The sequence below is a fragment of the Streptomyces sp. enrichment culture genome (assembly GCF_964273255.1).
Classification (GTDB): Bacteria; Actinomycetota; Actinomycetes; order Streptomycetales; family Streptomycetaceae; genus Streptomyces.
In genome coordinates this window covers 479,766-492,483 of sequence record NZ_OZ186835.1, presented here as the reverse complement: position 1 = coordinate 492,483, position 12,718 = coordinate 479,766, and the positions used below count along the sequence as shown (strand labels likewise).

The 12,718-nt window shown below is 73.0% G+C and carries 11 protein-coding genes and 1 riboswitch; of the genes, 6 read left to right on the top strand and 5 right to left on the bottom strand.

The genetic code is table 11. The annotated features are described in order from the left end of the window. Nucleotides 1-13: 13 nt before the first annotated feature. The gene (locus ACSU53_RS02200; protein ID WP_437024510.1) at nucleotides 14-1,054 is read right to left on the bottom strand and encodes an ABC transporter substrate-binding protein; all 1,041 of its coding nucleotides are present in this window, start codon (nucleotides 1,052-1,054) and stop codon (nucleotides 14-16) included. A gap of 43 nt (nucleotides 1,055-1,097) precedes the next feature. Next, a riboswitch (cobalamin riboswitch) is annotated at nucleotides 1,098-1,290 on the bottom strand. A gap of 413 nt (nucleotides 1,291-1,703) precedes the next feature. Between ACSU53_RS02200 and ACSU53_RS02195 the strand changes: the two genes are divergently transcribed. Genes ACSU53_RS02195 through ACSU53_RS02185 form a run of 3 tightly spaced genes read left to right on the top strand, consistent with a single transcriptional unit; the run spans nucleotide 1,704 to nucleotide 3,984 of the window. Beyond that, complete coding sequence (locus tag ACSU53_RS02195) at nucleotides 1,704-2,339, top strand: metal ABC transporter ATP-binding protein (protein ID WP_033275430.1); 636 nt, start codon at nucleotides 1,704-1,706, stop codon at nucleotides 2,337-2,339. Continuing rightward, nucleotides 2,336-3,205, top strand: coding sequence for a metal ABC transporter permease (locus ACSU53_RS02190; RefSeq protein WP_384669892.1), 870 nt, complete (start codon nucleotides 2,336-2,338; stop codon nucleotides 3,203-3,205). Before ACSU53_RS02195 ends, ACSU53_RS02190 begins: the two co-directional genes overlap by 4 nt. Next, a complete protein-coding gene (locus ACSU53_RS02185) occupies nucleotides 3,163-3,984 on the top strand; it encodes a metal ABC transporter solute-binding protein, Zn/Mn family (protein WP_360594504.1) in 822 nt (273 codons plus the stop codon). Before ACSU53_RS02190 ends, ACSU53_RS02185 begins: the two co-directional genes overlap by 43 nt. Before the next feature lie 65 nt (nucleotides 3,985-4,049). On the opposite strand, the gene ACSU53_RS02180 is transcribed toward ACSU53_RS02185, so the two are convergent. Both ACSU53_RS02180 and ACSU53_RS02175 read right to left on the bottom strand, forming a co-directional pair. After that, the gene (locus ACSU53_RS02180; RefSeq protein WP_437024509.1) at nucleotides 4,050-5,735 is read right to left on the bottom strand and encodes a class I adenylate-forming enzyme family protein; all 1,686 of its coding nucleotides are present in this window, start codon (nucleotides 5,733-5,735) and stop codon (nucleotides 4,050-4,052) included. After that, nucleotides 5,732-7,474 (bottom strand): CoA transferase, encoded by a 1,743-nt coding sequence (locus ACSU53_RS02175; RefSeq protein ID WP_437024508.1) that lies wholly within the window; start codon nucleotides 7,472-7,474, stop codon nucleotides 5,732-5,734. The genes ACSU53_RS02180 and ACSU53_RS02175 overlap by 4 nt, the downstream gene beginning before the upstream one ends. A 110-nt stretch (nucleotides 7,475-7,584) precedes the next feature. Here ACSU53_RS02175 and ACSU53_RS02170 point away from each other — a divergent pair, with 110 nt between their 5' ends. Then, the gene (locus tag ACSU53_RS02170; protein ID WP_437024507.1) at nucleotides 7,585-8,763 is read left to right on the top strand and encodes an acyl-CoA dehydrogenase family protein; all 1,179 of its coding nucleotides are present in this window, start codon (nucleotides 7,585-7,587) and stop codon (nucleotides 8,761-8,763) included. On the opposite strand, the gene ACSU53_RS02165 is transcribed toward ACSU53_RS02170, so the two are convergent. Together ACSU53_RS02165 and ACSU53_RS02160 are read right to left on the bottom strand one after the other, a co-directional pair. Next, entirely contained in the window at nucleotides 8,760-9,806 is a 1,047-nt protein-coding gene (locus ACSU53_RS02165; protein ID WP_437024506.1) for a sugar ABC transporter permease, read from the bottom strand. The two genes, ACSU53_RS02170 and ACSU53_RS02165, sit on opposite strands and share 4 nt — an antisense overlap. Further along, complete coding sequence (locus ACSU53_RS02160; protein WP_019521404.1) at nucleotides 9,803-10,921, bottom strand: MFS transporter; 1,119 nt, start codon at nucleotides 10,919-10,921, stop codon at nucleotides 9,803-9,805. Before ACSU53_RS02160 ends, ACSU53_RS02165 begins: the two co-directional genes overlap by 4 nt. 254 nt (nucleotides 10,922-11,175) lie before the next feature. On the opposite strand from ACSU53_RS02160, the gene ACSU53_RS02155 reads away from it, so the two are divergent. Both ACSU53_RS02155 and ACSU53_RS02150 read left to right on the top strand, forming a co-directional pair. After that, nucleotides 11,176-11,880 (top strand): hypothetical protein, encoded by a 705-nt coding sequence (locus tag ACSU53_RS02155; RefSeq protein ID WP_026243302.1) that lies wholly within the window; start codon nucleotides 11,176-11,178, stop codon nucleotides 11,878-11,880. 191 nt (nucleotides 11,881-12,071) lie between these two features. Then, nucleotides 12,072-12,713: a sigma-70 family RNA polymerase sigma factor gene (locus ACSU53_RS02150; RefSeq protein ID WP_136238325.1), complete on the top strand. Its 642-nt coding sequence runs from the start codon at nucleotides 12,072-12,074 to the stop codon at nucleotides 12,711-12,713. Nucleotides 12,714-12,718: the final 5 nt, after the last annotated feature.

The following is a 12,718-nucleotide window of genomic DNA, read 5'->3' as shown; positions in this document are numbered from 1 at the left end:
CGCAGGGCGGTTCTCATCCGGCGAGCCCGTACTCGCGCAGCGCCGCGGCGACCTTCTCCACGCCCTCGACGGTACGGATCGTCGGGTTCATGGCCTGCCCGCTGAGCAGGACGTACCGCTTCTCCTTCACCGCCTTCATGTTCTTCGTCGCCGGGTTCGACTGCAGGAACGCGATCTTCTTCGCGGCCGACTCGGCGGTCTGCGACTTGCGCGTGAGGTCGCCGATGACGAGCACGTCGGGATCGCGGTCGGCGACGGTCTCCCAGTTGATCTGGGGCCACTCCTGCGTGCTGTCGTCGAAGACGTTCTGCGCGCCGAGCGCGTGGGTGATGATGCCGGGCGCGCCGCAGCAGCCCGCCATGTAGGGGGACTCCTGGTTCGCGAACCAGTACAGGACGGTGGTGTCCTCGGCGCGGATCCCCGCCGTGGCCTTCGTCACCCGGCTCTTCAGCCGGGCGACGAGCTTCTCGCCCCGCTCGTCCACGCCGAAGACCCGGGCCAGTTCCCGTACTTCGCGGTAGACCGTCTCCATGGTCAGGGGCTTGGTCCGTGAGCCGTCGCCGTCGCCGCTGTTGTCCTTGCCCTCGCAGTCGGCGGGTGACAGGTACGTCGGTACGCCGAGCTCCTCGAACTTCTCGCGGGAGGCCACCCCGCCCTTGCTCAGGGTGGAGGTGAAGGAGGAGGCGACGAAGTCCGGTTCGGTGTCCAGGACTCGTTCGAACGACGGCTGGTTGTCGGCGAGCCGGGGCACCTTGGCGTTGGCCTTCTCCAGTCCCTTCATGACCGGGTCGGTCCAGGTGGCGGTTCCCACCACGCGGTCGGCGAGGCCGAGGGAGAGCAGGATCTCGGTGGTGCCCTGGTTCAGGGACACGGCCCTCTTCGGTGGAGCCTCGACCGTCACCTCCTGCCCGCAGTTGTCGAACGTGACGGCCCCGGCATCCGAGCCGCCGGACTTCGGGGACGAGCCGGAGTCGGAGCCGGAACCGCACGCGGTGAGCAGCAGGGCCCCGGTCAGGAGCAGGACGGAACAACAGGCGGGGCGTGACAAGTGCACGGTTGCGGCTTCCTAGGCGTCGGGACCCATACGCGGGGTCCGTGCGGACGATCGGGTGCCAGCAGGTCTTCGGACTCGGGATCACCCCGGCGGGACGCCTTCCCGGACCCGGCCGTGACCGTCGTCCAGTGGCTTCGCTGCCCCGCCCGTCACCCTCACCGCTGCGCGTCAGTTCCGGACTCTCACCGGATTCCCTGACCCGTGCACGTGTACGGACACGCCCACGAGTTCGACTGGCGTCCGGAAGCTACCACAGCCTTACCCATGTGGTCCGACCTGCCCGTCGGCGGTGCCCGCCGGGCCGAGGCGCGCGCCCCCCAGGTGGCCGCCGCTCCCAGTGGCTTCTCCGGCGCTGGTTCGGCCATGCGAGTCCCCAGGCGTCGGCCGAAGGGGACAAAGGCCACTGCGGCGCGGGCCAGGTCTGCCGGACCCCGACCGCAGCGGTTGTATGACGTCCTGCTCGTGACCGTCTTCTCGACCAGCACCGTCCGGCGCCCATGGCGCCGCAATTCCCGAGCCCCGCCATCGCGGGCCGAACGCGCCGCGGCCCGTCCGGGAAGCCAAGTCCGCTGCCGTCGCGGATCCTTCGCCCCGTCCGGGAACCGACCGCCTCTCCCCTCCGACTGCTGTGAGGAGGCAGGGAGGTGGCATGGAAGGGCTGGATGTCCGGATGTCGGGCGTCGTGTGCCGGCACGGCCGGGTCGAGGCCGTGCGCGACGTCGATCTCGACGTCGTGCGCGGGCAACGGGTGGCGCTGACCGGTACCAACGGGTCGGGCAAGACCACGTTGCTGCGTGCTGTTCTGGGGCTGCACCGGCATGTCGCGGGCCGGATCCTGGTGGGTGGCCGGGACACCGGGAGTGCTGCCGAGTGGGCGTGGCGGCGACGGGCGTGCGCGTGGATCCCGCAGAAGCCGGCGACCGGACGTTTTCCCTTGCTGGCAAGCGAGTTGCTGGCCAGCGGCGGTGCGCGTGCCGAGGCGGCGGAGGCGGCCGACAAGCTCGGGGTCGGGCATCTCGCCGACCGGCCGTTGCACACCTTGTCCGGTGGTCAGCTTCAGCGTATGTACCTGGCGCGGGCGGTCGGCTGTGTGGCGGCCGGGGCGGGCGTCCTGCTCGCCGACGAGCCGACCGCCGCCCTCGACTTCTCCGGTCAGGAGGAGGCGGCCGACGTATTGCTCTCCCTGCCGGTGACCGTCGTGGTCGTCACCCACGACCGGGCTCTGGCCGAGCGCTGCGACCGGGTGCTGGAGATGGCCGCGGGACGTCTGCGGGAGGTCCGGTGAGCGTCCTGGCCGCGGCCGACGTCGGTCAGCTCCTGCAGCTCGTGCCCGTTCAACGGGCGGGTGTCGCCCTGCTGGTGGCCGCGGTCGGACTGCCGGTGATCGGTGTCGTCATCGTCGGCCTCGACATCATGCCGGTGCGGTTCGCGATGATGCATGTCGCACTCCTGGGCATCGCCGTTGCTCTGCTGACCGGGCTCGATCCCATGCTGTGTGCGCTGGTGGCCTGCGCGCTCGCCGGCGCCGGAGTCGCTCCGCTGGCCCGTACCCCGGACGGTCTGTCAGGTGCCATGGGTCTGCTGATGAGTCTGGCGATCGCTGCCGCCCTGCTCGTGCTGGCCGTCTCCGGCGTCAACGCGGCGGGCGCCTTCTCCCTGCTCTGGGGGTCCATCCTCTCGGTCGGTACCGCCGACCTGTGGCTGCTCGTCGTGCTGGCCGTCGTCGTACCGGCTCTTTTCTGGTGGCGTCGCAGAGACATCGCGCTCCTCCTCTACGACCGTGAACTCGCCCTGTCCTCGGGCGTGCGGGTCGACCGGCTCACCCTCGTGCTGCTGGTCCTGGTCGCGGTGTCCGTCGCCGGGGCCATCAAACTCACCGGCGCCCTCCTCGTCGACGCGCTGACGCTTCTTCCGGCCCTCGCCGCCCGGCGGCTGGGCCGCTCCCTGCTGTCCATCACCGTGTGGGCGGTCGGCATCGGTGTGGTCGTGAACCTGACCGGGTTCCTGGTCGCACTCCGGTTCGACTGGCCGCCCGGTCCCGTCCTCGTCCTCACGGCCGGCGTGGTCGTCCTCGCCGTCCATCTCGTACCCGAACGGAGAATCAGCTCATGGCGCGCACCCGCGTCCGCATCACTCCCCTCCTCGCACTGAGCTTCAGCGCGGTCCTCCTGCTGACGGCCACCGGCTGCGGTGGGGAAAGCGACACGTCGTCCTCCTCGTCCGACGCGGACGCGGCGGGGAAGGGCACCGGCCCGGTCGTGGTCGCCACGACCAGTTGGGAAGGGGCGTTCGCCAAGGCCGCCGGTGCCGAGGACGTCACGGTCATCGTGCCGGAGTCGGTGCAGCACGCCCCCGACTACGACCCGAAACCCTCCGATCTCACGGCCGTGGCGGACGCCGACTTCGTGCTGTACGCCCCCTTCGAGCCGTACGCGGAGAAGTTCAAGGAGGCCGCCGGAGGCGACGCCGAACTGGTCGAGGTCAACCTCGACAACGACGCGGACAAGGCCAAGGCCGAGGTGACCCGGCTGGGCAAGATGTTCGGCACCGAGGACACCGCCGCCGGGTGGATCACCTCGTTCGACACCGAGTACGGCAAGCTGCAGAAGGACCTCAAGAGCGCCTGGCCGGACGGCAAGGCGCCCACCGTCGTCGCCCAGGTCTTCTCCGCCTGGTCGGCGAAGCTGGCCGGGGCCGAGGTGGTCGGCACGTACGGACCCGAGGCCGTGACGGCCAAGCAGTTGTCCGACCTGTCCAAGAAGAAGCCGCAACTGGTGCTCGACAACGTGCACATGACGGCCGGCACCGTGCTGCCCGACTCGGGCGCGCGCCAGGTGGGAATCGTCAACTACCCGGACAAGGACCTGGATCTGCTGACCGTCTACAAGAACGCGGCGACGACGCTGGAGAAGGCGATGAACGCCTCCTGATCCGAGGCACCGGACGACAAGGGCCGCTCGGGGAACACTCCGAGCGGCCCTTGTCGTCCGGCGGGTCAGCCGGCCGAAGCCAAGGGCTGCTGCTGTCGCTCCGCCTGGGGCGTGCACCGTTCCCGCAGTACCGCCCGGTCCGGCTTGCCGGCCGGCGTCAGGGGCAGCTCACTCAGCACCAGCAGGCGCTCAGGTTGTTTGCGTCGTTCCAGACCTCGCGTGTCCAGGTGGGCGCACAGTTCCTCCAGCGTGGGCGCCGCCTCGTCCCTGGGCACGACGCAGGCCGCGAGCCGCTCGCCCATCAGCGGGTCGGGCACGCCGACGCAGACCACGTCCCGGACCGCCGGGTGCGCGGCCAGTTCGACCTCGACCTCGGCGGGGCTGATGTTCGCACCGCCGCGGATCACCACGTCCTTCAGCCGTCCGACGACCCGGAGCGTGCCGTCGTCGTCGATGAGACCGAGGTCCCCGGTGCGCACCCAGCCGTCCGCGGTGCGGTAGCGGGTGTCGAGGTCGGGGGCGGCGACGTAGCACAGCGGTGTCATCGGGCCACGGGCGACGATCTCACCGACCGTGCCCCCGCTGACCTCCCGCAGCTCACGGGTGCCGGGGACGGCGATCCGTATGTCGGCGACCCGGGGGTCGGGTTGTCCCGCGGCGATGCCGGGCCGTCCGTCGCCGTCGGGGGAGCCGTGCGTCAGCCCGGTGTGGCAGTTGACGCCGTCGGCGGAGCCGTAGAGGTTGACGACCGGGCAGCCGAAGGCCAGGCGGGCCTCGGTCGCGGTGGCCTCGTCCAGTGGTGAGCCGCCGACGACCACGGCCGTCGGTGGAGTGAACGTCCGGTGCCCGCCCTCCGCGATCCGGTCGAGCATCATGCGGATCATGGTCGGTACACCCAGGACATGGGTCGGTTCGTGTGCGGCGAGTGCCTCCAGGGCGGCCTCGGGGGTGAAGTGGTCGAGCAGGACCAGGGTTCCGCCGTGCCGGGCGAGGGTGACCGGGGTGCCGTTGCTGCCGAAGGCGGAGGCCAACGGGACCAGGAAGAGGCAGCGCGGTCGGCGCCCGTCGGGGATGAGGGAGCCGAGGAAGTTGCCCCGGCCGCCGGCCAGGGCGTTGTGCGAGTAGGCCACCATCTTCGGCTCGGACTCCGACCCGGAGGACACGAGGATGCGGGCGGCGGTGTCGGGATCGGGGCGGGCCGGCACGAACGTCTTCGGGTCGGTGCGCATCAGGGCCGACAGCGGGACGGCTCCCTGCGGTGCGGTGCCCGCCGGCCCGGCGGAGACGACCGTACGCAGGGCGGGCAGTTCATCCGTCAGCGCCAGCAGGTCGGCCGCATGGTGGTTGCCCCGGTGCTCGGCTGCCGCGATCACCGCGACCGCCTCCGATCTGCGCAGCAGCGAGGCCGCCTCGCGCCCGCCCCGCCCGACCGGGAAGGGCAGCGCGACCGCGCCCAGGGCGGCGAGCGCGAGGTCCGCGATGACGGCGTCGCGGCCGTTGGGCAGTTGGACGCCGACGACGTCACCGGTGTGTATCCCGAGGCCGGAGAGCCCGGCGGCCAGACATCGGGCCTTGCGGTCCAGAGCGGTGTAACAGAGTTTCCCCTTGCCGTCGAGGACCGCCGTGCGGTGCGGGTCGGCGATCTGACGGGCGCGGTAGAGGCTGTAGAGATCCAGGTCGGGGCAGGTGCCCTCCACGGCCCAGGTACGGCGCAGCGTGGCGGGCAGCAGGTCGTGCAGGGCGACGGTCATGCGAACCTCCAGGGGGCGGGAACGGCGGGGGAGCCGTGCGCGTCGCGGCTGATCGGGCCGGAGGAGAGCAGGCCGGCGAGGTCGGTGACGACCGGGACGGCGGCCGTGCCGCTTTCATGCAGCCGCTCCAGCGCCTGTGCCGCGGACAGGTGACGCACGTCGTACGGGTGCGCCGCGTGGTCGGGCAGCGCGATCCAGCCGTCGGCCGTGGGCACGGGCCGGCGGAATCCAGCCGGCCGGCGCGGGTCGAGGCCCCGGGCCGCGCGGATCCGGGCCGGCGCGGTCAGTACGTCGGCCGCCCCGAGCAGGGACGAGTCCACCCGCACACCGGCTCCCGTGCGCTGGCGCAGCAGCAGCCCCGCGAGGACGGCCTCGGCCCCGAGGAGCCCCCCGAGTACGTCGAGCAGTGTCATCAGGGACGGCACGGGCGGCTCGTCGGCGGCCCGCACCGCCTCCCCCACTCCGGTGCGGGCCTGCACCATGAAGTCGGTGCCCATCGGAGCCCCGGGCAGCCGGTCGGCCCATCCGCTGGTGTACGCGTAGACGAGCGCGGGGTTGCCGGCGGACAGGTCCTCGTGGTCCAGGCCGAGCGCGGCGGCCTTGCCGGGCGCCCAGTTGTGCAGGAACACATCGGCGTCCGCCGCCATCGCACGCAGCCGCTTGCGGTCCGCGGCGGACTTGATGTCCACCTCGACGGCCTTCTTGCCCCGGTTGAGGGCGAGCCAGCGGGCCGAGACTCCCGAGCAGGTCGGTGGCATGCCGCGCAGCGGATCACCGCCCGGCGGTTCGATCCGCACCACTTCGGCGCCGAGCAGTCCCAGCAGGTGCGCGGTGAGCGGTGCCTGGATCCGGCGCCCGGCCTCCAGGACGGTCTGCCCGGCCAGCGGGGCGTCGACGGGCGGTGGTGCACCGGATCCGGAGTACGACGCCTCGTGCGCCGTCAGCTTCCAGGGCGGAGCCCCGTCGTACTCGACGGCCCGTTCGGTGAGCGTGTGCAGGGCGCACACCTCGGCACCGGAGGACCGGGCCGCTTCCCGGACGCGCTCCCAGCCGTGGCCGCCGGCCGAGGTGTGCAGCTCCTGCGGAAAGGGCGCGCAGGCCGTGGCGTACCGGAACTGGAAGGGCCGCCAGCCGCGCCGTACCGCGTCCGCCGGTGCGTCGAGGGCGCGCCAGAAAGCGGCCCACGCGCCCGGATCGAGCGTCTCCAGCTCGAAGACGACCCCGTCGGCGGAGGTGAACGGCGGACCGCCCGGTGCGGTCTCCGCGGCCTCGGCCTCCTCCGCCCCGGCCGCGGCGAGGTACTGCGAGACGGCGAGCAGCCCGGCTCGCTCGACGCTCACCTCGGTGCTCGTCACTCGTGAGCCGCGGGCCTGCGCGAGAAGCCCGGCCAGCAGGCCCTGCACGGTCAGGACACCGGCTGCGGTGGCGGCGTAGTCGGCGGCGAGCCCGCGAGGCGCCCCGTCCCGGCGGCCGTGCACGGCCATGATGCCCGTCGCCGCCTGCGCGGTCGCCTCGTCGACGGCCAGGTCGCCCCACGTCACGTGGGCGGTGATGCCGTCGCCCTCCGGTCCGACGAGTGTCGTGCGTTCGCCGGAGCGCCCGGTCTCCTCCGCGCCGAGCAGCCGCAGGTGCTCCGCGACGAGTCCGTCCGCCGGCCCCGGGGGGCCCGAGGCTTCCAGACGCAGTCCGTCGAGGGGCCGGGACGTCTGCGCGATGGCCGGTGTGGCTGGTGGTGCCATGCCTCTCCTTTCCTGACGCGCGGGAACCCGGGGGCGATCACCCCCGACCGGTTCCACGAACAGACAGTCGGACCGGCGAGAGCCGGAGTTCCCTGAAAGGTGGGGGAGACGTGCTGGACGAGACGCTCGGTGACCCGCAGTGCCCGCCGGAGGTACGGGAGTTGAAGGACCGGGTGGCGGACTTCGTCCGCGCCCGGGTCGTGCCCTGCGAACGGGTCCTGGACAGCGGTGGCCCGGACGCGGCCCGGACGCTGCACCGGCTGCGCCGGGAGGCGAAGGAACAGGGCCTGTGGGCACTGCCCCTTCCGGTCGAACTGGGCGGTCAGGGGCTCGGACTGCGCTCGTACGCCCATGTCGCGGAGGCGGAGGGCGCCAGCGATCACGGACCGGCGGCCCTCGGCACGGCTTCCCTGCTGGACGCGCTCATGCTGGCGCGACACGGCAGCCCGCGCGTACGCGAGCGATACCTCGCGCCGCTGGTCGCGGGGGAGTTGCGGGCCAGTTATGCGATGACCGAGCAGGACGCCCCCGGCACCGACCCGTTCCTCACCGCCACCCGCGCCGCCGAGACCGAGGACGGCTGGCGGCTGACGGGAGGCAAGTGGTTCGTCAGCGGAGGCGACGCCGCGGACCTCGTCACCGTCCTCGCGCGCACGGACGGGCGGCCCCCGGAGCGGGAGGGCCTGTCCTTGCTGTTGGTCCCGACCGCGTCTCCCGGCTTCCGGGTGGTGCGCGAGCTGCCCGTGCTCGGCGCCGCCGGGCAGGCGGAGATCGCACTCGACGGGGTCGCGGTGGACGCCGACCACCTGATCGGCGAACGCGGCAAGGCCCTCGCCGTCGCCGCCGAACGGCTCCAGCTCGGCCGGACCCTGCGCTGCCTGCGCTGGCTCGGCCAGGCCGGCCGAGCCTTCGACCTCATGCGGGAACGTGCCGTCACCCGCACCCGCTCCCGTGGTCCGCTCGGTGAGCTGCAACTCGTCCAGCGCCACGTCTTCGAGTCACTGCTCGCCCTGCGGACGACCCGGCCGTTGGTCCACGAGGCCGTGTCCCGGCTGGACGCGGGCGCCGACGCCCATGTGGAAGTGGGGCTGGCCAAGGTCGCCGCGGCCCGCACGCTCCAACAGGTGGCCGACGCGGCGATACAGGTACACGGCGCGGCGGGACTCGGCCCGGACACCGCACTCCCCGCGCTGTTCCGTACAGGGCGCGCGGCCCGCATCCTCGACGGCCCCGACGAACTGCACATCACCTCCGTGGCGCGACGAGTGCTGCGTACGGAGCGGCTCTAGCCGGTGCCACCGGCCACCTGGCCGGTGAGTTCCGCGAGGGCGTAGGCCAGGAAGAAGTCGCCCCAGATCAGCTCGTGCCGGACGGCTGTTCCGGCCGGGAGGTCGTAACAGCCGTCCAGGAGGCGCCCGTCGGCGGTCAGATGTCGGTCGACCAGCACTTCGAGGACACCGACGGCCCGGTCCCGGCGTCCCAGTCGCAGCAGAGCCAGCGCGGTGATGGCGGCGGCGGAGGTGTCGAGGGGGCCGCCGGCGTGAGCGGTGTCGGCGAGCGGCACGGGAGAGGCCGGCGCCGACGTGTCGGCGAGTGCGGCGAACGAGTCGCCGTCCGGCAGACGGGCGCCTTCGGCCAGGGCGAGCAGCAGCCACGCCGGACCACGGCTCCAGCCCGGTGGCGGGTCGGCACAGGCGGTCCAGCCGGTCGCCTCGGCGTGCAGCCACGACCAGGAGGACGGTCGGCTCCCGAGGCACAGGTCGAGGTGCCGGCGCAGATGGGAGCGGGCGGCCTCCACGTCCACCGTGGCCAGCAACGGCACCATGCCGGGGACGCCGTCCACACGGGCCGTCAGCCGCGGCCCGCCGAACGCCGAACCCCACGGCACGAGACCCAGTTCCGGATCGAAGGAGTCCCGGCAGGCACGCGCGCCCTGGTACCGGATCCGCTCCCCGTCGTCGGCGAAGACGGTGCCGTACCAGAGGATCAGGCCCCGGGTGGAGGTGTCCGCCCCGGCCCAGTCGGCCAGGCGGGCCGTGCACGCCCGTGCGGCCTCCCGGTCCGAGGGATCGCCGGTGTGCCGGGCGCGCAGCCACAGCAGCCCCGCCCAGAAGCCGCCGGTCCAGGAGCCGCGCGCCGTCGTCCTCCACGCCCCGGTGCCCGGGTCCGCGTAGAGGGGGAACCGGTCGCCGACTTCGGCGCGGGTGACGGCGACCCTGGCGAGGACGGAGCCGAGCGCCGGAGCGGCCCAGCCGGGTGCCGGGCCCGGTTTCACGCGGCCCGCCCGCCGGTCCTCGGACGGGGGAGTGTCCCCGTCCGGGCGTGCCTTCATGACAGTACGTCCGACCGGCGTTCCCGCACGGACCACAGCAACGCCACCACCCCGGCCCCCGCGAACTCGGCCGCCACGAGAAGCCACCCGCTTCCGTACCGGCCCGCCTCGGCCAGTACTCCGAAAACCGGTGGGCCGACCGCGAACCCGGCGAAGAAGCCCGCGGAGACCAGCGCGGAGTCCTGGCCCGCCCGTCCCGGCTCCGCGCGCTGCAGGACGAGGACCATCGATACCGCGTTCGCCGCCACGGCGAACACCCCGACGGCCAGGGCCGCCACCCACACCAGCGGGCGAGCGGACGACGAGCCCGCCAACAGCAGGGCCGCAGCCACCGCTCCCACAGCGAGCGAGCCCGGCAGCCGGACCGCCCGGTCGGGCCGCCCCGCCACCTTCGACCAGCCCAGCCGGCCCGCGATCCCGGACACGCCCAGCACGGCCACCAGCGCCCCCGCAGCCGTGGGACCGAGCCCCAGACGCTCGGTGCCGTACAGCGACAGGTAGGTGTTGACCGAGGCGATCCCGCAGCCGAGCAGCAGCGAGAACACCATCAGCCACGCGGTCATCCCGCGCGGTACCCAGACGGCCGGCGTGGACTTCGCGGGCGGGTCGGCCGGCAGCGTACGTGCCGCCCACACGGCGGCCACCGCCGCGGCGCCCGCGGCGGTCCAGACGGCGCCCCGCCATCCGGTGAGACCGGCCAGCGCCGCGAGCGGCAGTCCGGCCGTGAACGCCCCCAGCTGTACCCCCGACTGCTTCGTGCCGGTCACCGAGCCGCGCCGGGCAGGTGGTACGGCGGCGAGGATCGCCTTGTTCGTGGCGGGGTTGGCCAGCGCCTGCGGCAGTCCGCCGAGCGCGACGGCGGCCAGCAGGAACCCGGAGCCCGGAGCCGTTCCGATCAGCGCCAGCGCGACCGCGGCCACGGCGAGCAGGGCCATCAGGCAGCGCCGGGGCCCCACCCGGTCCACCACCCGGCCGCCGGCCGGGGAGAGCACGGCCGCCGTGGCGAACCCGACGGTGGTCGTCAGCCCGAGCACCGTCGGTGAGACGCCGAGGTCCGCCACGAGCCGCGGGCCGAGCGCCCCGAGCAGGAACAACTGCATCATCGAGAAGGCCATGGCACACGTCAGCAGCGCGGTCAGAGCCCTTGTCGCTCCTTCCCCGGTCGCCGGACCCGCCCCGTTCCGCCCGGCCTGTTCTGTCCGTCCCGTCGTCACAGACGCACCTCCTTGGGGAGGCAGTCGAGTGCAACTCTCCTTGGGTTCCCGCAAGTTGGCGTGACATGAATCACCGGGGGCGGGTTGAGTCGCAGGTCCGGGAACTTCTCGTACTCGCTCAAGACGGTGCGCCGGAAATGCAAGGATGAGCCGCCATGGGTGCTGGGGGAGGTCTCCGCACGACACGGGCCGCGGTGTTCGCGGCCGTCTGCGTGCTGCTCGCCGCCCTGGGGCACGTCATGATGTCGGGCGCCTCCGTGCCCTGGTGGGCCCTCGCCGTCGCGGTGGTCGCGTGCGGCGGGACTGCGTGGTGCCTGGCCGGCCGGGAACGCGGGCTCCTCCTCGTCTCCTCCGTCGTGGTGGCCGCTCAGTCGGCGCTGCACGAGTGGTTCTCCTACGCGCAGGAACTGTCGACGTCGTCGATGTCCGCGGGCGGTACGGCTCACGGCACGCCGTCCACGCATCACATGGCCTCCACGGCGCACACCGGTCACGCCATGCACTTCATGACCCATGACGGATCCGCCGTGGAGCCGACGGAGGCCATGGACCCGGCGACGGGAATCGGCCACATCATGAGTGGCGGGATGTCCCCCACGGGCATGCTCGCCGCCCACTTGCTGGCCGCGCTGCTGAGCGGCCTGTGGCTCGCGCACGGCGAACGCGCGGCCTTCCGTGTCCTGCGGGCCGTCGCCGGATGGCTGGCCGCCCCGCTGCGGCTGCTTCTCGCCCTCCCGGCACCTCCGCGCCGCCCAGGCGTCGTCCTGCGCCGTGGCCGCACGGACCGCAGTCCATGCCGGCTGCTCCTGGTGTACGCGATCACTTCCCGGGGTCCGCCCGTGGGAACCGCTGTCCTCTGAGACGGCCGGTTCCCCGACACCGTCCCGGGCCTCTCACGCCCGAACGGCTTCGGGCACCAGGAGTGCGCCGCAGTACAGGCGTACTCCTGCCACCCCCTGCCCACACCGGATCCGCCGTGCGCCCCGAGCCGCCCGGTCCGGTCTCCGGATGTCCGCGTGCCGGCCCTCCGGATCCCCGAAAAGGACACCAGGTGATCAGTCCCGCTCCTCCTGCCGCATGCGACAGGACTCCGCACCCCACGAGAACACCTGAGGAACGCAAGTCGGCCGACGAGCTGATAACGGCCTGGGCGCTCACTGCCCGCGGTGGTGACCCGGAAGCCGTCGAGAAGTTCGTTCGCGCCCTCCAAAGAGACGTCCGGCACTTCGTCGGGTATCTCGGCGCAGACCCCCAAGCCGCCGACGACCTGGCTCAGGACACCTTCCTGCGGGCCCTGGGCAGCCTGCACCGTTTCGAGGGCCGCTCCTCCGCCCGCGTCTGGCTGCTGTCCATCGCCCGACGCGCGGTGATCGACAGTTACCGGCACGCGTCCGCCCGGCCGCGTCTCGCCGACACCGACGACTGGCAGGCAGCCGCCGAACGCGCCCAGGAGCGCGGTCTGCCCGGCTTCGACGACGGCATCGCTCTCGCCGAACTGCTGGATGCGCTGCCCGCCGAACGCCGTGAGGCGTTCGTCCTCACCCAACTCCTCGGCCTTCCCTACGCGGAGGCGGCCGAGTTCAGCGGCTGCCCGATCGGTACGGTCCGCTCCCGGGTCGCCCGGGCCCGTGCCGCACTGATGCAGTTACTGCACGACGCGGAACGAGCCGACCCGGTGGGAGCTCCGAACTGACCGGG